This window comes from Salinicola sp. LHM (genome assembly GCF_034479735.1).
Lineage (GTDB): Bacteria > Pseudomonadota > Gammaproteobacteria > Pseudomonadales > Halomonadaceae > Salinicola > Salinicola salarius.
The window spans coordinates 1,762,428-1,784,040 of sequence record NZ_CP140261.1 but is presented as its reverse complement, the minus strand read 5'-3'; the positions used below and the strand labels follow the sequence as shown (position 1 = coordinate 1,784,040).

20 protein-coding genes are annotated in these 21,613 nt (G+C 61.0%); 5 read left to right on the top strand and 15 right to left on the bottom strand.

What is annotated here, in order from left to right; all coding sequences use genetic code 11:
• Positions 1-546: 546 nt before the first annotated feature.
• The 4 genes from prpD to R5R73_RS08275 are packed head-to-tail and all read right to left on the bottom strand — an operon-like array spanning position 547 to position 4,879.
• The gene (gene prpD / locus R5R73_RS08290; protein ID WP_322529408.1) at positions 547-2,031 is read right to left on the bottom strand and encodes a 2-methylcitrate dehydratase; all 1,485 of its coding nucleotides are present in this window, start codon (positions 2,029-2,031) and stop codon (positions 547-549) included.
• 50 nt (positions 2,032-2,081) lie between these two features.
• Positions 2,082-3,206, bottom strand: a complete 1,125-nt coding sequence (gene prpC / locus R5R73_RS08285) for a 2-methylcitrate synthase (RefSeq protein WP_322529407.1) — start codon at positions 3,204-3,206, stop codon at positions 2,082-2,084.
• A gap of 36 nt (positions 3,207-3,242) precedes the next feature.
• Positions 3,243-4,127, bottom strand: a complete 885-nt coding sequence (gene prpB, locus R5R73_RS08280) for a methylisocitrate lyase (protein ID WP_322529406.1) — start codon at positions 4,125-4,127, stop codon at positions 3,243-3,245.
• A complete protein-coding gene (locus tag R5R73_RS08275; protein ID WP_322529405.1) occupies positions 4,124-4,879 on the bottom strand; it encodes a GntR family transcriptional regulator in 756 nt (251 codons plus the stop codon). Before R5R73_RS08275 ends, prpB begins: the two co-directional genes overlap by 4 nt.
• A 321-nt stretch (positions 4,880-5,200) precedes the next feature.
• On the opposite strand from R5R73_RS08275, the gene pabB reads away from it, so the two are divergent.
• The 4 genes from pabB (at position 5,201) to R5R73_RS08255 (ending at position 9,325) form a co-directional block, all read left to right on the top strand.
• Complete coding sequence (gene pabB, locus R5R73_RS08270; protein ID WP_322529404.1) at positions 5,201-6,601, top strand: aminodeoxychorismate synthase component I; 1,401 nt, start codon at positions 5,201-5,203, stop codon at positions 6,599-6,601.
• A 79-nt stretch (positions 6,602-6,680) separates the two neighbouring features.
• The gene (locus tag R5R73_RS08265) at positions 6,681-7,760 is read left to right on the top strand and encodes an iron ABC transporter permease (RefSeq protein ID WP_322529403.1); all 1,080 of its coding nucleotides are present in this window, start codon (positions 6,681-6,683) and stop codon (positions 7,758-7,760) included.
• Positions 7,757-8,539 carry an ABC transporter ATP-binding protein gene (locus R5R73_RS08260; protein WP_322529402.1) on the top strand — a complete coding sequence of 261 codons (783 nt, stop codon included), beginning with the start codon at positions 7,757-7,759 and terminating at the stop codon, positions 8,537-8,539. The genes R5R73_RS08265 and R5R73_RS08260 overlap by 4 nt, the downstream gene beginning before the upstream one ends.
• Positions 8,540-8,704: 165 nt before the next feature.
• Positions 8,705-9,325 carry a phosphoadenosine phosphosulfate reductase family protein gene (locus tag R5R73_RS08255; protein ID WP_071231617.1) on the top strand — a complete coding sequence of 207 codons (621 nt, stop codon included), beginning with the start codon at positions 8,705-8,707 and terminating at the stop codon, positions 9,323-9,325.
• 130 nt (positions 9,326-9,455) lie between these two features.
• Here R5R73_RS08255 and cysB read toward each other — a convergent pair whose 3' ends face one another.
• On the bottom strand, positions 9,456-10,424 hold the full coding sequence (gene cysB, locus R5R73_RS08250) for an HTH-type transcriptional regulator CysB (protein WP_071231618.1): 969 nt from the start codon (positions 10,422-10,424) through the stop codon (positions 9,456-9,458).
• 241 nt (positions 10,425-10,665) lie between these two features.
• On the opposite strand from cysB, the gene trxA reads away from it, so the two are divergent.
• Complete coding sequence (trxA, locus tag R5R73_RS08245; RefSeq protein WP_071231619.1) at positions 10,666-10,989, top strand: thioredoxin; 324 nt, start codon at positions 10,666-10,668, stop codon at positions 10,987-10,989.
• 197 nt (positions 10,990-11,186) lie between these two features.
• Here trxA and R5R73_RS08240 read toward each other — a convergent pair whose 3' ends face one another.
• The 10 genes from R5R73_RS08240 to R5R73_RS08195 all read right to left on the bottom strand — a co-directional run bounded on the left by R5R73_RS08240 (position 11,187) and on the right by R5R73_RS08195 (position 21,591).
• Positions 11,187-12,293, bottom strand: coding sequence for an AI-2E family transporter (locus tag R5R73_RS08240; protein WP_322529401.1), 1,107 nt, complete (start codon positions 12,291-12,293; stop codon positions 11,187-11,189).
• A gap of 179 nt (positions 12,294-12,472) precedes the next feature.
• Complete coding sequence (gene pstB, locus R5R73_RS08235; protein WP_083387314.1) at positions 12,473-13,297, bottom strand: phosphate ABC transporter ATP-binding protein PstB; 825 nt, start codon at positions 13,295-13,297, stop codon at positions 12,473-12,475.
• 20 nt (positions 13,298-13,317) lie between these two features.
• A complete protein-coding gene (gene pstA / locus R5R73_RS08230) occupies positions 13,318-14,169 on the bottom strand; it encodes a phosphate ABC transporter permease PstA (protein WP_110635055.1) in 852 nt (283 codons plus the stop codon).
• Between the two features lie 16 nt (positions 14,170-14,185).
• The gene (gene pstC, locus R5R73_RS08225; RefSeq protein WP_071231640.1) at positions 14,186-15,124 is read right to left on the bottom strand and encodes a phosphate ABC transporter permease subunit PstC; all 939 of its coding nucleotides are present in this window, start codon (positions 15,122-15,124) and stop codon (positions 14,186-14,188) included.
• Between the two features lie 106 nt (positions 15,125-15,230).
• Complete coding sequence (pstS, locus tag R5R73_RS08220; protein ID WP_322529400.1) at positions 15,231-16,274, bottom strand: phosphate ABC transporter substrate-binding protein PstS; 1,044 nt, start codon at positions 16,272-16,274, stop codon at positions 15,231-15,233.
• Positions 16,275-16,593: 319 nt separating this feature from the next.
• Positions 16,594-17,808, bottom strand: coding sequence for a Bcr/CflA family multidrug efflux MFS transporter (locus tag R5R73_RS08215; protein WP_110635061.1), 1,215 nt, complete (start codon positions 17,806-17,808; stop codon positions 16,594-16,596).
• A gap of 251 nt (positions 17,809-18,059) precedes the next feature.
• Positions 18,060-18,566, bottom strand: coding sequence for an STAS domain-containing protein (locus R5R73_RS08210; RefSeq protein ID WP_071231623.1), 507 nt, complete (start codon positions 18,564-18,566; stop codon positions 18,060-18,062).
• A complete protein-coding gene (locus tag R5R73_RS08205) occupies positions 18,559-19,698 on the bottom strand; it encodes a PP2C family protein-serine/threonine phosphatase (RefSeq protein WP_416221234.1) in 1,140 nt (379 codons plus the stop codon). Before R5R73_RS08205 ends, R5R73_RS08210 begins: the two co-directional genes overlap by 8 nt.
• A gap of 16 nt (positions 19,699-19,714) precedes the next feature.
• A complete protein-coding gene (locus R5R73_RS08200; RefSeq protein ID WP_071231624.1) occupies positions 19,715-20,461 on the bottom strand; it encodes a VacJ family lipoprotein in 747 nt (248 codons plus the stop codon).
• Positions 20,461-21,591, bottom strand: coding sequence for a beta-ketoacyl-ACP synthase III (locus tag R5R73_RS08195; protein ID WP_110635064.1), 1,131 nt, complete (start codon positions 21,589-21,591; stop codon positions 20,461-20,463). The genes R5R73_RS08200 and R5R73_RS08195 overlap by 1 nt, the downstream gene beginning before the upstream one ends.
• Between the last annotated feature and the right edge of the window lie 22 nt (positions 21,592-21,613).

The following is a 21,613-nucleotide window of genomic DNA, read 5'->3' as shown; positions in this document are numbered from 1 at the left end:
TTCTCTCGCTCCGAAAAACGAGTAGAAAAGCGGACCAAACTTGGTTCAAGGTCAAACGAATCTTGACGAGTCGCTTGCCTCGATATGTCGTGACTGGCTGTCACGCGAGAACAAGCGCCCACATCAATTACCTGATCGATTGTTAAAGAGCGTCCCTACTCGAAGCGCTTTGCTTCTGCCGTCGGCCCCAAGTGCTTGTCAGCGCTTGTTTTCTTGGCCGCCGTAAGGAGTGGCGTATTTTAAGGATCTTGGCGGCGATGTCAACATCTTTTTTCGTTGAATCCCGCTGGCTCCGGTCAAGCTGGGTGGAGCCGATCCTTCGAAGAACTGGGAAGCGATCTTACCGGCTTCACCGCCTTGCGTCAACCGATTTCTTCAATCAAATCAAACGCTTGGCTTTCTTCTCCGCTGCCTCCGAAACCCTGTCTCGGCGTCAGCGGATGCGTACTTTACGGACCAGCGGCCCGCTTGGCAACCCCTGAATGAAGAAAAAGTTGGCAACGTGAGCCAGCCGTCATCAAACGGTCATCTCGAGGCCTTCTTTCGTCAGATGGTCCAGTGTTCCAGGAAAGTATCGACCGGCATCGATTCGAGCCGCGCGACATCTTCATACAAGGCGAGTATCCGCTCGCAACGTTGTGCAGGAAAGCGCGTTGCCAGGTTACGGCGGAACTTCTCTTTCAACAGGGGAATCCCCTCCTCTCGTCGACGTCGATGCCCCAAGGGATATTCCACCGCCACCCGGTCAGTGTGCGTTCCGTCATTGAAGAAGACCTGAATGGCGTTAGCGATGGAGCGCTTGTCCGCCTGGTGGTATTCAAGGCTGTATCGTTCGTCTTCCACGATCTCCATCTTGTCACGCAGGAGGTCGATGACGGGGTGCGCCCGATGGAAGTCGTCCTCGTAGTGCTCGGCGGTCAAATCACCGAACGCCAGCGGCACGGCGACCATATACTGCAGGCAGTGATCCCGGTCGGCAGGGTTGGCGAGCTCCCCCACTTTGGAGATGATGCGGATGGCAGATTCATGCGTGGTCACCACGATCCGTTCGATCTCGTCCAGGCGATCGCGCACCAAGGGATGCAGCGCGACGGCTGCTTCGGCCGCGGTCTGGGCATGAAACTCCGCCGGGAAACTGATCTTGAACAGGACGTTCTCCATCACGTAAGTCCCGTAGGGCTGAGATACACGAAAAGCGCGCTCGGCCTCGGGCTTGATCGCCTGATCCTTGTTGGTCTTGCTGAACAGGACATCGTAGAACCCCCACTGCGGCGCGGAAAGCACGCCCGGGATGCCCATTTCGCCCCGCATCGCCATATCGGCCAGCCTGACCGCCCGGGACGTTGCATCCCCTGCCGCCCAGCTCTTGCGAGATCCGGCGTTAGGTGCGTGACGGTAAGTGCGCAGACTCTGCCCGTCGACGAAAGCGTGCGATAGCGCCGAGAGCAGCTGCTCGCGGTTGGCGCCCATCAGCTTGGCGACCACAGCCGTCGATGCCACCTTGACCAGCACGACGTGATCCAGACCTACACGATTGAACGAGTTCTCCAGCGCCAGCACGCCTTGTATCTCGTGGGCCATGACCATGGCATCGAGTACATCGCGAAGGGTCAGCGGTTGTTCGCCCTTTGCCAGGCGCTGCTGGGAAAGATGATCGGCCACTGCCAGAATGCCGCCGAGATTATCGGAGGGATGCCCCCACTCCGCCGCCAGCCAGGTATCGTTATAATCCAGCCAGCGGATGATGCAGCCGATATCCCAGGCCGCCTTCACGGGATCGAGTCGAAACTGCGTGCCGGGTACCCGAGCCCCATGGGGAACGATCGTACCGTCTACCAGCGGGCCCAAATGTTTGGTGCATTCCGGAAAACGCAGTGCCAACAGCCCGCATCCCAGCGTATCCATCAGGCAGTGCCGCGCGGTATCCAGCGCTTCCCGACTTTCGATGCGATAGTCGAGCACGTAATCCGCAATCGCCTGAAGCTCCGGATCGTAATCGGGGCGCTGGTTGAAATCGACGTTGGCACTCATGGCATTTCCTTTGATTTGTGACTTGTCCGGCTCGATGTTCGAAGCCGATATTATTGACGCTGCTCGATCGGCACCCAGTCGCGTTTTTCCGGTCCGACATAATCGGCACTGGGGCGGATGATACGGTTGTTGGCGCGCTGCTCGAAGACGTGTGCGCACCATCCCGTCAAACGGGAGCAAACGAAGATCGGCGTGAACAACTTGGTGGGAATGCCCATGAAGTGATAGGCGCTGGCGTGATAGAAATCGGCATTGGGGAAGAGCTTCTTCTCTCTCCACATGACTTCATCGACACGCTGCGACACCGCATAGAGGTGATTGTCGCCCACGTCATCCGCCAGTTGTCTGGCCCATCCCTTGATGATCGCGTTACGAGGATCGGACTCGCGATAGATCGCATGGCCGAAGCCCATGATCTTGTCCTTGCGCTCGAGCATTTCGAGAATATGGCGCTCCGCCTCGTCCGGCGTCGACCAGCGGCTGATCATTTCCATCGCCGCTTCATTGGCACCGCCATGCAATGGTCCGCGTAGCGAGCCGATCGCCCCGGTAACGCAGCTGTGCAGATCCGACAGTGTCGACGCACACACCCGCGCCGTGAAGGTCGAGGCGTTAAACTCGTGCTCGGCATAGAGAATCAGCGAGACGTTCATCACCTTGGCGTGCAACTCGGAGGCCGGCTTGCCGTGAAGCAGATGCAGGAAGTGACCACCCACGGAGTCGTCGTCGGTTTCGGTCTCGATGCGCTCGCCGTAATGTGAATATCGATACCAGTAATTGAGAATCGACGGCATGACCGCCAGCAGCCGGTCCGCGTGGCGCTGTTGATCTTCCATGCGCTGCTCGGTTTCCAGATTGCCCAGCATGGAAGTCCCCGTGCGCAGTACATCCATCGGATGCGCATCGGACGGGACCTGCTCCAATACCTTCTTCAGCGCCTCCGGCAGCGAACGGGAACGCTGGAGCAGCGCAACGTAGTCATCCAATTGACGCTGACTGGGCAGCTCCCCCTTGAGCAGAAGATAGGCAACCTCTTCGAAACGCGCCTTCTCCGCCAATGTCTGGATGTCGTAGCCGCGATAGGTGAGTCCCGAGCCGCTCTTGCCCACCGTGCAGAGTTCGGTCGAGCCGGCACTCTGCCCGCGCAGGCCGGTGCTCTGGAGTTTTTCCACCATGATGATCTCCTCCAATAATCTTTTCCTGGCTGCGACTCAGTCGCCCCCTTTCTCGAAGAGCATATCGAGCTTGCGTTCGAAGGCGTGATAGTCGAGAAAGTCGTAGAGTTCTTCTCGTGTCTGCATCAGATCGACCACATCCCGCTGATGCCCTTTGGCGTGAATATCCCGATACACCTTGAGTGCCGCGGCATTCATCGCACGGAAAGCCGAGAGCGGATAAAGCACCATGCGACAGCCGACCTCGGCGAGTTCCTGCTGGGTAAATAGCGGCGTAGCCCCGAATTCGGTGATGTTGGCGAGAATGGGTGCCTCGACGCCCTCGCAGAACGCCCGATAGTCATCCAGGGTATGCACCGCCTCGGCAAAGATCGCATCGGCGCCCGCCTCGATACAGGCGTTGGCCCGCTCGATCGCCGCAGCCAAGCCCTCCTTCTGGAAGGCATCGGTGCGCGCGATGAGATAGAAATCCGCATCGCGGCGGGCATCGGATGCCGCCTTGATACGATCGACCATCTCCGACTGGGAAACGATCTCCTTGTTGGGCCGATGGCCGCAGCGTTTCTGAGCCACCTGATCCTCGAGGTGAACCGCGGCAACACCGGCGCGTTCCATCTCCTTGATCGTGCGGGCGATATTGAAAGCTCCGCCCCAGCCGGTATCGATATCCACCAGCAACGGCAGATCGCAGGCTCCGGTAATACGGCGGGCGTCTTCCACCACATCGTTGAGCGTGGTCATGCCCAGATCCGGCAGCCCGTAGGAGGCGTTGGCCACCCCGCCACCGGACAGATAAAGGGCATGATGCCCGACTGCCTTTGCCATCATCGCGCTATAGGCATTGATGGCGCCGACGATGGGTAACGGACGGTGGCTATCGAGCGCGTCACGAAAGCGGGCGCCGGGGCTTGGTTGAGTCATGATTCGATCCTCGGGATTGCGGGAGAGCCGGAAGAGTCGGACGCCTCCTCTCCCAGCGTACGGGCATAATGTGCAGCGACATTCTCGCGAGAGGCGCTGACATGGCGGCGCATCAGCAGCTCGGCCAGCTCGGCATCGCCCGCTTCGATCGCATCGACGATACGATGATGCTCGACGAACGCTCGCTGCGGCCGGGAACCCTTGGCGCTGAATTGGGTACGATAGAGCCGCACCAGGTAATAGAGGTCGTCGCACAGCAAGGTCATCAGCATGCGATTGTGGCTGCCCTGCACGATGCGATAATGAAAGTCGAGATCGCCCTCGCGCTGGTAATAAGCCTCTCCGCTGGACAAGTCTTCCTGACGTTCGTGAAAAGCCAGCAACTCTCGCAGCCCGGCAATTTCCTCGGCGGTCATCGACTTCGCGGCCAGTCGCGCCGCCATGCTTTCCAGCGCCTCGCGAACATCGAACAGTTCCAGCAGCTCGTCCATCGACAGCTTGACGACCCGGGCGCCGACATGAGGCACGCGCTCGATCAGGCGATAGGTTTCCAATCGGCGCATGGCTTCCCGCAACGGCCCCCGGGAGATACCGTAATGCGACGAGAGGTCCGGCTCCGTGATGCGCGTGCCGGGCGGCAGCTCGCCACGAACGATGGCACGCTGAAGCTGGTGGAAAACGCGCTCGGCCAGGGTACGAACTACTGGGAGTTCGGTGTCGGCATCGTGCGCATCGGAAGTTGGTTGAAACATTAAGTTGTTAACAATCCAAGGGCGAAGACCCTATCATAGGCGCCCCGTTTTCCCGGGGCAATGAAAAAAACATCGCAGATATCGCACTTTAGTCGAAAATCACAAACTTCTTTTTGCATCATTGTCGACAATAAGTTCCCGAGAGCGACCAGACACCGGCAGATACGCCTCCACTCCCGGCGCCGTTCACGTTCGCCTACGAGAGCGCAAAGACCTCGCTCATCATCACGACTCCCGATAAACTTGCGCCAGGCAATCGTTGCCTGCATGACAAGGCTTTCGATGCCGTGTCGTTGTTTCATTCGTCAGGAAAAGGTGTTCATGGCTGACGCGCGACCGTGGCTCGAGATAGCCGACCTTCCCTATACCTCCGATCCCACGTCGCTCTTCGAACGATTGCAGCAGCGCCCCGGTGCCGTATTACTGGACAGCGGCCGTCCGAGCGCCCCGGGTGGACGCTTCGACATTCTCAGCAGCGATCCGCTGGCGATGCTGACCATCGAAGACGGCCACCCTCGCTGCGAGCCGTCGATACCACTGCCCGCCGCCCCCTTTGCAGCGCAACAGGCCTTGCTGGAGCACGCCGAGACCGAACTGCTGCCGAGACTGTCGAATTCTGTCGCAGCGCGGGCCAGCGCCCTTCCGTTTCTCGGCGGTCTGCTCGGCTACTGGGGCTATTCGCTGGTCAAGCCTCACGATGCGACGGACGACGCTGCCCGCCGAGACGCCCGGCGACCGGAGCCCGGGCTGCCCGAGGCCAGGCTCGGGCTCTACGACTGGGCGCTGGTTCAGGATCACCATGCCCGGCGCACGTTTGTTGTAGCCACGGCCGAACGTCGCCAGCAGGTCATGGCCTGGCTGGACGAGCCTGCAACCTCGACGCGGCCCGACTTCACCCTGACCAGCCCCTTCGTGGCCGACCTGGATCGCGCCGGCTATGCACAGCGCTTTCAACGGGTCATGGACTACCTTCACGCGGGAGACTGCTACCAGATCAATCTGGCCCAGCGCTTTACCGCCCATTTTCAGGGGAGCACCTGGCAGGCGTACCAACGTCTTCGTCAGGCCACCCCGACGCCCTACGGCGCTTATCTCGCGTGGGAGGACCAGGCCATCCTGTCGCTGTCGCCGGAACGCTTCATCGGTATCGCCGATGGACGGGTCGAAACCCGCCCGATCAAAGGGACTCGCCCCCGCGGCTCGACGCCCGAGGACGACCAGCGCCTGGCGGCAGAGCTACGACAGAGCGCCAAGGATCGCGCAGAGAACGTCATGATCGTCGATCTGCTCCGCAACGACCTCGGTCGTGTCTGCCGGCCCGGCAGCGTCACGGTTCCCCAGCTCTGCGGACTGGAGAGCTATGCCAATGTCCATCATCTGGTCAGTATCGTGCATGGGGAACTCGCAGTCGGCGCGAAGCCGCTGGATCTGCTGGCTTCCGCTTTTCCCGGCGGCTCGATCACCGGCGCCCCCAAGCATCGCGCCATGCAGATCATCGACGAGCTGGAGCCCTCCCAACGTAGCGTCTACTGTGGGAGCCTCGGCTATCTCGATCGTCGCGGCCGTCTCGACACCTCGATCGCGATCCGTACCGTCATCGCCGATGGCGACACGCTGCATATCTGGGGCGGCGGTGGGCTGGTCGCGGATTCCGACGAAGAGGCCGAGTATCAGGAAACGCTGGCCAAGATCGCACGATTGATGCAGGCGTTAGCGGGTTGAAGCCGTCGCGAGCCCGATTTCTGATAGCCTCTCCTTGGCTGACGCTGCCCGACCCCACCTCCAGACATCGATTCTTGCCTTGAAAGCCACCACTCGCTTGTCTCACACCGCGAAGCCGGAATCCACGGCAGTCCGCTACCTGGCCCGCCAGCGGCGTCAGCGGAGGTTGATCGCCCTGGCCGCCCTGGCGGTCCTGATTTCGCTCCTGGTCGATGTCGCTACTGGCCCCGGGGCCTATGCCCTTCCCGACGTGCTGAAAGCGTTGGTGGCACCGTCGGAGGTGTCCCGCATTCTCGAGATCGTGGTGTGGGAGATTCGGCTACCGGTCGCCTTGATGGCTATCATCGTCGGCGCCAGTCTCGCCGTCGCTGGTGCGGAGATGCAGACTCTGCTCGACAATCCGCTCGCCGACCCGTTCACGCTCGGCATCTCTTCGGCGGCCAGCTTCGGCGCCGCGCTGGCCATCGTGCTCGACTTCGGCCTCCTGCCGGTGGCCGGCACGCTGCTGCTGACCGGTAACGCCTTCCTGCTGGCCATGTTCGCCTCCCTGGCGATATGGGCCTTGAGTCGACTACGCGGCGTCAGCATCCAGACGATGGTGCTGATGGGCATCGCGATCATGTTCTTCTTCAACGCGCTGCTGGGAATCCTGCAGTACGTCGCTTCCGCCGAGTCGCTGCAGCAGCTGATGTTCTGGTCGCTGGGCAGCCTGGACAAGGCCAGCTGGGGAAAGCTCGGGCTCGCCGGCCTGGCATTGCTGGTCACGATACCCATCTTCGTCAGGGCACGGTCGCGACTGACCGCCCTGCGACTGGGAGACGTTCAGGCCAAAGCGATGGGTATCGATGTCGGCAGACTTCGGCTGCGCATGCTGCTGTGCTGCGCACTGCTGTCGGCGACGGCCGTCGCCTTCGTGGGAACCATCGGCTTCATCGGCCTGGTCGGTCCGCACATCGCGCGCCTCCTGGTAGGCGAGGACCAGCGCGTGTTCCTGCCGATGTCCGCGCTGACCGGCGCCCTGATTCTGTCGTTGACCTCGATCCTGTCGAAGACCCTGATTCCCGGCATCCTGCTGCCGATCGGCATCCTGACGGCCCTGATCGGCCTGCCGTTCTTCGTCTCGCTGATCCTGCGTTCGCGCCGGGAGCCATGGCGATGACTCTCACCATCGATCATCTCGACTGTTCGCTGGGGAAGCGTCGAATACTGCACGATCTCTCCGGCCTGAGCGCAAGACCGGGCGAGATCACGGCATTGATCGGCCCCAACGGCTCGGGCAAATCGACGCTGCTCAAGGCGATCGCCGGCATCGAAGCGGCCAGCGGTCGCATCCGGCTGGGCGAACGGCAACTCGATGCGCTATCTCTCGAGCAGCGCAGCCAATGCCTCTACTATCTTCTCCAAGATACCAGCACCCAGGCGGCGCTGAGTGTCTTCGAAGCCGTCCTGCTCGCTCGTCGCACGCAGGTTGCCGAGCCCGCCGCCACCGCGCTGTCGGCGGTCGAACGAGCCCTGACATCGCTGGAACTCGACCCCTTGGCCGAACGCGAGCTGGTCACGCTTTCCGGCGGCCAGCGCCAGCGAGTCGCTATCGCGCAAGCGATCGTGCGGAGGCCGAGGCTGCTGATGCTCGATGAACCGACCAGCGCGCTGGACCTGCACCATCAACTGCAGGTGCTCGACTATCTCAGGCGTCTGGCGCGCCGCGAAGAGATCGTCATCGTTCTCGCGATTCACGACCTCAACCTGGCCGCCCGCTTCGCCGATCATCTGTGGGTCGTGAAGGAAGGTCGACACATTGTCAGCGGCATGCCAGAGCAAGTGCTGACCCCCGAGCGCCTGCGAGACATCTATGCTATCGAAGCCCATGTGGAATGGCCGATCGAGGCCCCGCCTCGTGTCATCCCGCTATCGGCCCTGCACCGGCTGGGTGACTAATAATCAGAAAATTGGTTTCTAATGCCAACTAGATAATCTGGTTATATATCCATCTAACCAAACGGTATTGGTCGATGCCTGGCCGCCCTTGCTAGAGTGACAGCTATTCCACGCCCCGTCGGATTTTGCCCACCTTGCGGCGTGACCACCCTGAAGGAGTCAGCCATGGCGTTCGACCTCGATGCCCTGAACCGTGAAATCGGCCACGATCCGCTGGCCATTACCGAATTCGCACTAAGCCTGGATCAGAAGGCGATCTGCACCACCAACTTCCGTCCGTTCGAGGCCGTGATACTGCACCTGGTCACTCGTGTGCGCCCCGATATTCCCGTCGTGTGGATGGATAGCGGCTACAACACGCCGGAGACCTATCGCTTCGCCGAGGAACTGACCAGGCAACTCGACCTCAACCTGACCATCTACCACCCGCTTCGCTCACGGGCCCATCGCGAGGCAGTGGAAGGCCCGACACCGCAGATCGACGACCCGCGTCACGCGGCGTTCACCGAAGAGGTCAAGCTCGAACCGTTCCGCCGCGCCCTGGCCGAGACGGCGCCGGATGTCTGGTTCACGGCACTGCGGGCAGAAGACACCGCGGAGCGCTCGCGCATGCAGCCCCTGTCCCGCAATGCCGATGGGCTGTTGAAAGTGGCTCCGGTACTGCACTGGACCGCCAAGCAGATGTATCAATACCTGCAGCAGCACGACCTGCCCAACAACTTCGACTACTTCGATCCGACCAAGGTGGAAGAAAAGCGCGAGTGCGGTCTGCATTTGCAACATTGACCGGCAACGCGTCTCGCTCGGTCCGCACCCTATAACGCATGAGCCCCGCCAGTGGCGGGGCTCATGCGTTGAGAAAAAGATCGTCTGCTGGAAACGATCCCGACAGGAACCGGCCTCTACGACACGGTTTCTACAGCACCGGCAGCTGAATTCCCTCGAACAGCTCGGCCTCGTGCCGCGGCCCCGCCGCCAGCGCCGCCTCGACGGTTTCTCGATCGAGGTGTGGTGCCATGCGCTTGACGAAGTCATACATGTAGGTACGCATGAAGGTGCCGCGACGTATGCCGATCTTGGTGGTGGAACTCTCGAACAGATGCGACGCATCCACGGCGATCAGGTCGCTGTCGGCAACGGGGTCGACGGCCATGTGCGCAACGATGCCAATCCCCAGTCCCAGGCGCACGTAGGTCTTGATCACATCGGAGTCGGCCGCCGTAAGCACGACATTGGGCGTCAGGTCCCGGGACTTGAACGCATCATCGAGCTGCGAACGACCGGTAAAGCCAAAAACGTAGGTGACCAGAGGATGTTCGGCGACGCGTTCGAGCGTCAGCTCGCCGGTGGCCAGCGGGTGCCCCTTGGGTACGAGCACGCAACGATTCCAGCGGTAGCACGGTAGCAGTACCAGATCGTTGAACAGCTCCAGCGACTCGGTGCAGATCGCGAAATCCGCGGACCCTTCACTGACCATCTGCGCGATCTGCTTCGGCGTCCCCTGCTGCATGTGAAGAGCGACATCCGGATACTTCTGGCGAAACTCGCTGATTACGCCAGGCAGCACGTACCGTGCCTGGGTGTGCGTGGTGGCAATCGCCAGGTTACCGCGGCGTTCGTCGCTATGTTCCTGCGCGACGTGCTTGATATCCTCGACCGTTCGCAGCACCTTGCCGGCCAATTCGACGATCGCCTCCCCGGCGGGTGTCACGCGAGTCAGATGCTTGCCGCTGCGCGCGAAAATCTCCACCCCGAGTTCGTCTTCCAGCAGCCGAATCTGCTTGGAGATACCGGGTTGCGACGTGAACAGGCTTTGGGCCGTCGCCGATACATTGAGCTGATGCCGTGTCACTTCCCATACATAGCGCAACTGCTGAAGCTTCATAAGCGACCTCGTGGCTTCCCGACTCACCAAAAATGGCATAAGAAACGATTTAAAGATTACTTTACGCAATAAGTGGCAGCACGTGAAGGCCAAAACACGCTATTCCGGATATGAAAAAATGACCTTTAATAACTTGGCGCTATCGTTTCGATAAGCCAGGATATTTGCCAGCATCCCATGCAAGGGCTAACATCGACGCCATAAGCTCGGTAAGAGCCCAATGTCTACAGGAGTTAACGTCATGTCCAACAACGTCGATGTCACCACGGCCAATTTCGAACAGGAAGTGCTGAATTCGGACAAGCCCGTTCTGCTCAAGTTCTGGGCGCCCTGGTGCGGTCCCTGCAAGATGATGGCGCCCGTCGTCGACGAAGTCGCCGATGAAAAGGCCGAGGATATCAAGGTCGTCAGCGTCAACGTCGATGACGCCCCGGAGATCGCCTCCGAGCACGGGGTGCGCGGGGTTCCCACGGTGATGCTGTTCAAATCCGGCGCCAAGGTCGCTTCGCTGGTCGGCGCGCAGTCCAAGTCCCAGCTGACGCAGTTCCTCGAACAGAACGGCTGATACCGGCAGACCGCCGACAGATAGTCTCGGTTTCGCCATATTCTCAAGGCCGCACTCTCGTGAGTGCGGCTTTTTCATGGCCGCCATTCCGGTCGCCGGGTAACCGAACGGCAGTTGGAACCTCGAGAGGCCAAGCCAGCCTGCTCTCGAACTGGGTCCGGCCGGTCGAATCTTCGGTGTCTGACACTACCTGATCGCTACTCGATTTCTTCCTCCAGCTCATCCAGCGCTTCCTGAGCCTTGCGCTGACGCCGCCGTCTACGCTCCGAGGGGCTCAACATCTTGGCGATCCAGCGCGTCTCGGGATGGCTGTCCAGCGCGATCTTGAGCGTCATCGTCAGCGGTACCGACAGCAGCATGCCGACCGGCCCCAGAACCCACCCCCAGACCACCAGGGAAAGAAACGCGACCAGCGTCGATAGTCCCATCGTTCGGCCCATGACGCGGGGTTCGACGATGTTGCCAAGAATGAAGTTGATGGTGAGATAGGTACCCGACAGGATCAGCGCCTTCACTACCCCGCCGTCCGGCATCGCGAGTGTCAGCAGGACCGGCGGCACCGCGGCCAGCACCGAGCCGATATTGGGAATGTAATTGAGAATGAAAGCCAGTGCCCCCCAGAGCAGCGCGAACTTCACCCCGACGAGCCACGCCGAAATCGTGACCAGCACCCCCGTGATTAGGCTGATCACGGTCTTTACCGCCATGTAGCGCTTGAGGTTGTAGCTGAACTCGGTGAACCGCTCCAGACTCGGCCCCGGATTGGTCAGTGCCCTGGCCACCTTCTGGCGAAAATCCAGCGTCTCGAACAGCATGAAGTTGACCATCAGCAGAATGACCAGGCTCTGGGACAAGACCAGGCCCAGACCGCTGAGGAAGCCGGAAACCCAGCTCTGGTCGTCGGAGTCGTCGACCATGTTGGAGAGTTGCTGCGGCGAGACGGAAAGCCCCTGGTTGGCCAGCCACTCCAGCAGGGTCAAATAGTGCCCCTGGAGCTGCTTCTGCGTTTCCGGCCAGCTCTCCATGAACATCGCGAAGCTGTTGGCCAGCAAGGTGCCGAACAGCGCCAGCAAACCGCCCAATATCAGTAGCGTGATCAATACGGCCGCAAAGGAATTGACCCCTCGTCGATAGAGCCAGTGGACCGGCGAGGCGCAGATCACGGCGACGAACAGCGACAGCAGTATCGGGATGATGAGACTTTCCGCGGCGCGTATCCCGGCGATGATGATCGTCAGCGACGCCAGCGTCAGCATCAGATTGAAGGGAACGTTCCGAAACGTGGGTTCCTGCCCGGACGACATAGTGATAATCCTAGTGACACATCCTGTGAATCGAGACAGTAGCACGATCCTCGCGCGGGTTCGTTGCCACGATGCAAAGTGTCGGAAATATCCTCTTTATCCTGACGCTGAATGCAGACACGCCCGAGCCAGAGCCCGGGCGTGTCTGCCAACCTTGATCGATAGGTGATCCTCGGCGATCAGCCATAACGGCCGGTGATGTAGTCCTCCGTCCGCGATTCCTTCGGCTGGGTGAAGATCTTGGTCGTGTCGTCACACTCGATCAAACTGCCCAGATACATGAAGGCGGTGATATCCGAGATGCGGGCTGCCTGTTGCATGTTGTGCGTCACGATGACGATCGTGTAGTCCTTCTTGAGCTCGTTGATCAGGTCTTCGATATATCCGGTCGAGATAGGGTCCAGCGCCGACGTCGGCTCGTCCAGCAGGATCACCTCCGGCTTCACCGCGATGGTGCGGGCAATGCAAAGTCGCTGCTGCTGCCCGCCGGAAAGCGCCTGACCGCTCTGCTTGAGCTTGTCCTTGACCTCGTTCCAGAGCGCCGCCTTGCGCAGCGCCCACTCTACCCGTTCTTCGAGCTCGCGGGCCGAGAGCTTCTCGTAGAGACGAATCCCGAAGGCGACGTTGTCGAAGACCGACATCGGGAACGGCGTCGGTTTCTGAAAGACCATCCCGACCCGCGAGCGCAGCAGGTTGAGATCGACGCCCGAATCGTAGATGTCGTGATCGTCGAGCAGGATCTGGCCCTCGGTCCGGATCCCCTCGTAAAGATCATGGATGCGGTTGAAACAGCGAATCAACGTCGACTTGCCGCACCCCGAGGGGCCGATGAAGGCCGTGACCTGGCGCTCGGGAATTTCCATGGAGACGTTCTTGAGCGCCTGGAACTTGCCGTAATAGAGGCTCAGATCGTCCACCCGCAGCTTGGTAGCAACCTGGGGAGCAGGCGTCGCATCGACGGGATCGGCGTCGCGTTTCTGCTTGAGAGAAATATCGGCTGTCATGGCAGTCTCGCAGCTGGAAATCAGGAACGCTGGCGCGAGAAATAGCGCGCCGCAATGTTCAGAATCAGGATGGCAGCGGTCAGGATCAATGCGCCGCCCCAGGCCAGTGCAACCAGATCGGGAATGAAGGCATTGATCGTCATGTTCTGGTAGATGGTCATCGGCAGGTTAGCCATCTCGCTACCCAGGTCGAAGAAATTCCATTGATTGGAATTCAGCGATGTAAACAGCAGCGGTGCCGTCTCGCCACTGATACGGGCGAAGCCCAACAGGATACCGGTCAGGATGCCTGCGCGAGCGCCGCTGTAGCAGACACGGACGATGATCCACCAGCGATGGGCGCCCAGCGCAGCGGCGGCTTCCCGCAGCGAATTGGGGATCAGACGCAGCATGTCCTCGGTGGAGCGAATCACTACCGGCACGATGATGACGGTCAATGCCAGCACCCCTGCCCAGGCGGAGAAGTTACCCATCGGCACGACGACCACCGCGTAGATGAACAGGCCGATGATGATCGACGGTGCCGACAGGAGGATATCGTTGATGAAGCGAATCACCTTCGCCATCACCCCCTTGCCGCTGTACTCCGCCAGCCAGGTACCCGCCGCGACGCCGATGACAGTACCGATCAGGGTCGCGGCGCAGGTCATGATGAACGTGCCCCAGATCGCATTGCCCAGGCCGCCGCCGGTCATCCGCGTACGCTCGACGAAGGTCGACGGCGAGATCGCACCGATGCCCTTGGTCACCAGCGTGAAGAGGATCGCGAACAGAAAGACGAACCCGATCACGGTGGCCAGCTGACAGAGCAGCATCACCAGCTGGTTGAGCCGCTTGCGGCGGCGGTAAAGCGGCGTTTGACTGATATTCATGGCTCTCTCCTGCCGCTTACGCGTGGCGACCGGTACTGTTGCGCAGCAGATAGCGCGCGAAAGCCAGTACCGCAAAGGTGATCAGGAACAGAATCAGGCCGAGCGCCAGCAGCGCCGAGCGCTGAGTGCCGTCCGACTCGGAGAACTGGTTGGCGATCAATGCCGCGATCGACGTGCCCTGCCCGGTCAAGGTGGTATTCAGGAACAGGTTGTTGCCGATCACGAAGGTCACCGCCATGGTCTCGCCCAGCGCACGCCCCAGACCGAGAACGACACCGCCGACCAGACCGCCTTTCACCGACGGCAGAATCACGCGCCGCGTCACTTCCCAGGTCGTGCAGCCCAGCCCGTAGGCGGACTCGCGCATGACCGCGGGCACGGTGTTGATCACGTCTCGGCTTACCGCCGTGATGAAGGGAATGATCATCACCGCCAGAATGATGCCCGCCGTCGTCAGGCCGGTACCGGCGGGAAAGACAGAGGGGAACCAGGTGCGCAGCAACGGTGCCAGCACCTCCATGCCCCACATGCCGTAAATGATCGAAGGGATACCGGCCAGCAGCTCGATCAATGTACTTAGCGGCTGACGCAGGAACCCGGGGCATCGCTCGGTCAGAAAGATAGCGATGCCGAAAGAAACCGGCACGGCAATGACGATCGCGATGAACGACGTCAACAGCGTCCCGTAGATTGCCGGCAGCGCGCCAAAGACCTCGACGTTGGCCGCCCAGCGGTTTTCCGTAAAAAAGTCCAGACCGTAACGCTGGATCGCCGGCCAACTGGACAACATCAACGACGCGATGATCGCACCAAGCAGCAGCAGCACGGCAAAAGCGAACGCGAACAGCGTGCGCTCGAACCATACATCGATGCGCGCCTTGCGTCGTAGCCGCTTGCGGGCAGCATCGCTGAGATGTCCCAGGCCGCTGGCTTGAATCGCGTTGGAGGTGGCCATCTTCATTCCTCATCGACTTGCCAACATGCCGCCAACCGGCGGCATTCGATACAGCGCCGCGACGGAGGCGGTATCCCGCTCACCGTCGCGGCATGTCATGCAGGGATCACTGGTTCCAGACAGCGCCGCCATCCGGACCCTGGATTTCGCTCCATCTGTCGCGAACCATCTCGGCGACGTTCTCCGGCATCGGCACGTAGTCCAGTTCCTGAGCCATCTCGCTGCCGTTGCTGTAGGCCCAGTCGAAGAATTCCAGTGCTTGACGCGCAGCGTCGGCGTCCTGGACTTCCTTGTGCATCAGGATGAAAGACGCACCGGTGATCGGCCAGCTTTCGTCACCCGGCTGGTTGGTCAGCACCAGATACATGCCCGGCGCGGCCTTCCAGTCGGCGTTGGCGGCAGCAGCCATGAACGACTCCATGCTCGGCGCAACGACTTTGCCGGCCTGGTTCTTCAGGTGTACCAGACTCAGGTCGTTCTGGGCCGCGTAAGCGAACTCGACATAACCGATCGCGCCATTGGTGTTGGCGATCTGGCTGGCGACACCAGCGTTCGCCTTGGCGCCGACACCAGCCGGCCACGCGACGGACTTGCCCTCACCCACGGTGTTGGCGAAATCTTCGCTGACCTGGGACAGGTAATGCGTGAACAGGAAGTTGGTGCCCGAGCCTTCCGCACGGTAGACCGGCGTGATCTGAGTATCCGGCAGATCCATGTTCGGGTTCAGCTTGGCGATCGCCTCGTCGTCCCAGCTGGTGATCTTGCCCTGGTAGATGTCGGCCAGCGTCGGGCCGTCCAGGTTGAGCGAACCCCCTTCGATACCTTCGACGTGGAATGCCGCGACTACGCCGCCCATGACCATAGGCCACTGCATCAGACCGTTCTTGTCGAGCTCTTCCTTGGTCATCGGTGCATCGCTGGCGCCGAAGGTGACCGTCTTGGCGACGATCTGCTGAATGCCGCCGCCGGAACCGATCGCCTGATAGTTGAGGCCGATGCCGGATTCATCCTGGTAGGCGTCCGCCCACTGCGAATAGACCGGGTACGGGAAGGTTGCGCCAGCGCCGGTAATGGCTTCCTGGGCCTGAACACCAGCGGCACCCAGAACCAGCGATCCGGAAATGAGCGTTGCGAAGACGTGTTTAAGCATAGCGATATCCTGTTTCCACCTTGAATGCGTGAGCGATAACGACGTTGCGAAGGTTGCCAACACTCTCAGCACACACCGTACTTCAGTGTCGTGACAGTTTTATGACACCGATGTAGCAACTATCGCGAAGGTTTCGAGGTCGTGCCCGCCCTTTTATGAAAAAACCATCGAACGATTGCCTGAAGTCTTCAGGATCGTCGATGGTTCTTTGACGGAGCATTACCGTGACAACCTTCGCGCCACCACAGTGGCAAGGTTTGATGACAACAGGATGACAAACGTCAAATCGAGTAACGATCTCGCCGTTTAGGGTAACGGCTCAGGATGTCATCTCGTCAGACACGACACGGCGCTTGAGCGCGCGGCCAGCCAGCACGCGAACGGCGATGTTGCCCAGTAGCGTGGCGCCCAGCATCGTCAGTACCGTCGGCCAGGCGCTGGCCAGTTCGAAGGCCCCCACCAGCGCCCCCGAGACGGCGCCGCAAGTAAACTGCAGACAGCCCTGTAACGCGGTCGCCGTCGCGCTCATGCGCGGGAAATGATCCAGCATCGACGACATCGCGTTGGGACTGATCAGCCCCTGCATGCCCACGAACACCACCATCAGCGGCGCCACGGTGAAGATGGAGTCCAGTCCTGTCGCCACCATGGCGACCAGCAGTAACCCCGCCGTGAGCTGGACCCCCAGCCCCAGGAGCAGGTTCTGCTGCGGCGTGCGCGTCTTCAGCAGCCGGATATTGAGCCGGCTGGACGACGCCATGATCAAAATGTTGGCGCCGAAGACGAAAGGATAGAGCGTGGTCGAAAGCCCGTAGTGCTCCATGTAGAGATAAGGAGAACCCGTGATGAACGCGAACATGCCGGCAAACGACATCGACACCGCACCGATATACCCCATCGCCTCGCGATGCCGAAGCACGCTGACGTAATTGCCGAGGATCTGGCGTGCCGAAGGCGCCTGCGGATCGCGTCCATGGGTCTCGGGAAGATAACGACCCAAAAGCCACAACACGAACGCGGCATAGACGGCGAGAAACAGGAAAATCAGCCACCAGTCCGCCAGGTGCAACAGCGCGCTACCGATGGCGGGTGCCACCAGCGGTGCCATCATCAGGATCATCACCATGGTGGACATCACCTTGGCTGCCTCGCGGCCACTGAACCGGTCGCGCACGATCGCCGCAGAGTTCACCACGCATGCTCCGCCGCCCAGCGCCTGCACGAACCGCCACCCCCACAGCGTCGCCAGCGAGCCCACCTGGGTCAGCGCCAGGCTGGCGATGAAGAAGACGCCCAGACCCAGCATCAACACCGGCTTGCGGCCAAATCGATCCGAGAGCGGCCCACAAATCAGCTGGCCCAGGGCAAAGCCGAGCAGAAAGACGCTGAGAGATAGTTCCGTGTGATGCACGCTGGCACCAATCGAAGCGGCCAGTGACGGCATCGCCGGCAGGTAGGCATCGATCGCCAGCGGCGCCAGTGCGGTATTGGCCGCGACCAAAAACGCCAGACGGCGTGCGCTCAAAGTCGTCACACTCTCTCCTTAATATTCCGGTGCCTCACTCCGATTTTCCTGCCGGAGACAAACTGGAAGGAACCCATGGAAAATCACGCAAAAAACGCCTTGCCAAAGCGGCAAGGCGCGAAGGTTCGAAACCCGATAGTCACAACATAACACTCGAAACAAGATCCTGAAGCGACCGCCGAAGGCTGTCCGGATCCGACTCGTGGCTAGTGCTTCTGCTACCGGCGTGGCAACTCGTCACGCTAGGAGCCCGATCGCGATCAGCCGCGCGATGGCGCGTTGGTGCGCTGTGACTCGAGCAGCTCGACGAACGGTTGAAACTCGTGCCGATTGTGCTCGCTCATGCGCATGAGAATGCGGTGGGCCTCGAGGATTCGCCGCTGGATGTCGTTTTCATCCGCCTCGACATGGGGCAGCTCGTCCAGTTCCGATGGCTCGGTCAGCGGAGCTTCCAGCAGCGTGAAATAACGCGCGAACCCCATCACGTCCAGCATGCGTCGCACGTCCGGATGTTCGGCGATGATCGTGGGTGGATCATCCAGCCGCCCCTGTACGGCCATTGCCACCTTGGCCAGAAAACCCAGCGCGGTCGAATCGACGTTGGTCGCCTCGCGCAGGTCGACCATCACCGCACGCAGCCCCGGCAGTTCCGCCAGGCGCTGGGCCTCGGCATCCAGGGTGGCACACAGCGTCAGCCGCACGTCACCGCACAGCTTGAGCACAAATACGCCCGACTCGAAGGCCGCCTTGATTCGCCCTTCAATCATGGTCGAAACCACTCAGTGTCATCATGCTGAGATCATCCGGCAGAGGATCCCCCAACGCCAACCCTTCCCTCAGATCGTCGACGCTGGTGCAGTGTGTCGTGCGGCGTTCGAGTTCCTTGAGCCGCGCGTCCAGTGAACCCGCCGGCAAACACTCGAGAATGCCGTCGGAGCAGAACCAGAGTCGAAACGACTCCGGCAAAGGACAACCATAGATGGGGTACTCGACATCGGGAAACAACCCCACGGGTGGCCCCTCGCCTCCCAGATAAGCGCTACGCCCCTCGGCCTGGAGGATCGGCATCGGCAACTGGGCGCCGAGCGCATAGTGCAGAAAACGACGCTCGTGGTCCAGTACCCCGGCAAAGACCGTCGCATGCTTGCCGATTCCGGTCTCGAGCAACTCGCGATTGAGCTCGCCCAACCATCGGGACGGAAACGCCTCCGGCAACAATGTGCGCCATTGGGCCAGCCAGCGGTTGCAAAGATACCGCAGAAGCACGGTAACGAACGCCGACGAGGAGCCGTGCCCGGCGACGTCGGCAAAGTAGAAGAAGCTGTAGCGGTCGTCGCAGCGCTGAAAGTCCAGAAAATCGCCCGACAGGTACAACGACGGCGCGAACCAGTAGTCACAGCGCACGCCGAGATGCGTAACGCCCTGGGGCGGCAGCAACTTGCGCTGCACATGGCCTCCCGCACGCTGATCGTCCCTCAGCATGGCGAGATGCTTCTCGAGACGTTCGTTGAGCGCCTCGAGCTCTGCCCGACTCTGGTTATGATCGCGCGACAGCCGATCCAGTTCCAGGGCTCGCTCGACCAGACGCCGCAGAATATCGGCATGCTTCAGCGGCTCGACCAGATAGTCGATCAGGCCTGCATCGAGCGCCTTGTGCAGATCACCATCGCGACGACTCTCGCTGATCACGATGGTCGGACGCCCGACGGCAAGCTGTTCCCAGCCCTCGTGGGAGACGGCCCGCACATGCGCGACCACCAGATCGCAGTGCGCCGGCAAGGTCGAGACCGAGACGGCCACTCGCACCTCGACGTCGAGGCGAGAAAGCTCCTCGGCCAGCCGCCCGCGATCCGGCCCGGGCAGATCGATCAGCCCGATCACGGGCAACTCGTCCGACAGCGTATTGGACACGGGTCTACTCGGCGAAGTCGTCTTCACTATATTCGAAATCGTCACCGAAACCGCCGCTGGCGAACGGATCCTCCCCCGCCGCGCCGTTGGTGACCTCGAACTGCCGACGCTGGAGATAAGCGTCGCGAATGAAGCTGTAGCGGTCCCCCTGAATCAACGCCTCCTGGTCGAGCAGGCTGGCACGCAGATCCACGTAGCGCAGGAAGGTCAGGCCGTAACGCCATTTATCCTCTTCCACATAGGTGACCGGATAGGTGTACATATCGACCGGCAGGCCGCTGGTATCGCGAACGGTGCTCGGCCCCAGGATCGGCAGTACCAGGTAGGGGCCGGAATCGACACCCCAGACACCCAGCGTCTGGCCAAAGTCTTCCTCGTTCTCGTCCAGGCCCATTCGCGTGGCCGGGTCGAGAACGCCGCCGACGCCCAGAATGGTATTGACCAGGAAACGGCCGGACGCCACGCCAGCATTGCTCCATTGCCACTGGAGAATACTGTTGAAGACGGTACGGATCTCGCCCAGGTTGGAGAAGAAGTTACCGACACCATCCTGAACCGGATCCGGCGTGACGGTGTCGTAACCCTGGGCGATCGGTTTCAGCGCATAGCGGTCGAGCGTGTCGTTGAACTGATAGACGCCCCGGTTGAAGCCTTCCCAAGGGTCCTGAGGATTGGAATCCTGCCCCGTCGAGGCGCAGCCGCTCAACGCTGCAGCGACACAGACGCCGCCCAGCCAATGGATCGATTTCATTAACACGCATTCCCTTTACGCAGTATCACACTGCCCGCACTGTAGCCCGCACCGAAGGAACACACCACCCCCACGTCGCCCTCCTGCAGATCGTCTCGATGCAGGTGGAAAGCGATGATCGATCCTGCCGAGCTGGTATTGGCGTAGCGGTCGAGAATCACCGGCGCTTCCGTCTCCGAGGCTTCCCGCCCCAGCACTCGCTGCGCGATCAGGTCATTCATATGACGATTGGCCTGATGAAGCCACAGTTTCTTGACCGAATCTCCCGTCAGCGACTGACTCTCCAGATGATCGAGAATCAGCGAGGCGACCATCGGGCAGACCTCCTTGAACACTTTGCGCCCTTCCTGGACGAAAAGCTTGTCCAATGTCTGCGCAGATTCATCGGCGAGACGATTGAGAAACCCGAAATTATTGCGGATGGCATTGGAGAACTGGGTCACCAGACGCGTGCCGAGTACCGTGAAATGCTCGCGATCCTGAGCGAGATGGTCCGCCTCCAGCACGATGGCGGTACAGGCATCGCCGAAGATGAAGTGACTGTCGCGGTCGCGGAAGTTGAGATGCGCCGAACAGATCTCGGGATTGACCACCAGCACCCGCTCCAGGCTGCCCGCACGAATCGCATTGGTCGCCATATCGATGGCGAACGTCGCGCTGGAGCACGCCACGTTCATGTCGAACGCATAGCCTCCGGCGCCCAGCGCGGCCTGAAGCTCGACCGCAACCGCCGGATAGGGTCGCTGGAGGTTGGAACAGGCGACGATGACCAGATCGAGCTGCTCGGCGCGGATACCGGCCGTGTCCAGCGCCTGGCGCGCGGCAGCCACTCCCATCTCGGCCTGGACCGAAAGCGTGTCGTTGGGCCGCTCGGGAATCCGCGGCCGCATCCGTTCAGGGTCCAGGATACCGCTGGCTTCCATCACGTAGCGGCTCTCGATACCCGACGCCTTGAGGATGAATGCCTCATTCGAGTGTGCCAGCGGCTCGCGTTCGCCGCGGGCAATCGCCTCCGCCTGTCGTGCATTCTCCGAGTCGACCCAGGCATTGAAGCTGGCGACCAGTTCGGCGTTATCGATCGAATCCGGCGGCGTGAACAGGCCCGTCGCGGTAATCACGGCTTGCGTCATCGGCTACTACCTCCCGCGGCTC

Coding starts and splice junctions, on each gene's coding strand:
- prpD (WP_322529408.1), bottom strand. CDS start 2,031: ATGAGTGCCAACGTCGATTTCAACCAGCGCCCCGATTACGATCCGGAG.
- prpC (WP_322529407.1), bottom strand. CDS start 3,206: ATGGTGGAAAAACTCCAGAGCACCGGCCTGCGCGGGCAGAGTGCCGGC.
- prpB (WP_322529406.1), bottom strand. CDS start 4,127: ATGACTCAACCAAGCCCCGGCGCCCGCTTTCGTGACGCGCTCGATAGC.
- R5R73_RS08275 (WP_322529405.1), bottom strand. CDS start 4,879: ATGTTTCAACCAACTTCCGATGCGCACGATGCCGACACCGAACTCCCA.
- pabB (WP_322529404.1), top strand. CDS start 5,201: ATGGCTGACGCGCGACCGTGGCTCGAGATAGCCGACCTTCCCTATACC.
- R5R73_RS08260 (WP_322529402.1), top strand. CDS start 7,757: ATGACTCTCACCATCGATCATCTCGACTGTTCGCTGGGGAAGCGTCGA.
- R5R73_RS08255 (WP_071231617.1), top strand. CDS start 8,705: ATGGCGTTCGACCTCGATGCCCTGAACCGTGAAATCGGCCACGATCCG.
- cysB (WP_071231618.1), bottom strand. CDS start 10,424: ATGAAGCTTCAGCAGTTGCGCTATGTATGGGAAGTGACACGGCATCAG.
- trxA (WP_071231619.1), top strand. CDS start 10,666: ATGTCCAACAACGTCGATGTCACCACGGCCAATTTCGAACAGGAAGTG.
- R5R73_RS08240 (WP_322529401.1), bottom strand. CDS start 12,293: ATGTCGTCCGGGCAGGAACCCACGTTTCGGAACGTTCCCTTCAATCTG.
- pstB (WP_083387314.1), bottom strand. CDS start 13,297: ATGACAGCCGATATTTCTCTCAAGCAGAAACGCGACGCCGATCCCGTC.
- pstA (WP_110635055.1), bottom strand. CDS start 14,169: ATGAATATCAGTCAAACGCCGCTTTACCGCCGCCGCAAGCGGCTCAAC.
- pstC (WP_071231640.1), bottom strand. CDS start 15,124: ATGGCCACCTCCAACGCGATTCAAGCCAGCGGCCTGGGACATCTCAGC.
- pstS (WP_322529400.1), bottom strand. CDS start 16,274: ATGCTTAAACACGTCTTCGCAACGCTCATTTCCGGATCGCTGGTTCTG.
- R5R73_RS08210 (WP_071231623.1), bottom strand. CDS start 18,566: ATGATTGAAGGGCGAATCAAGGCGGCCTTCGAGTCGGGCGTATTTGTG.
- R5R73_RS08200 (WP_071231624.1), bottom strand. CDS start 20,461: ATGAAATCGATCCATTGGCTGGGCGGCGTCTGTGTCGCTGCAGCGTTG.
- R5R73_RS08195 (WP_110635064.1), bottom strand. CDS start 21,591: ATGACGCAAGCCGTGATTACCGCGACGGGCCTGTTCACGCCGCCGGAT.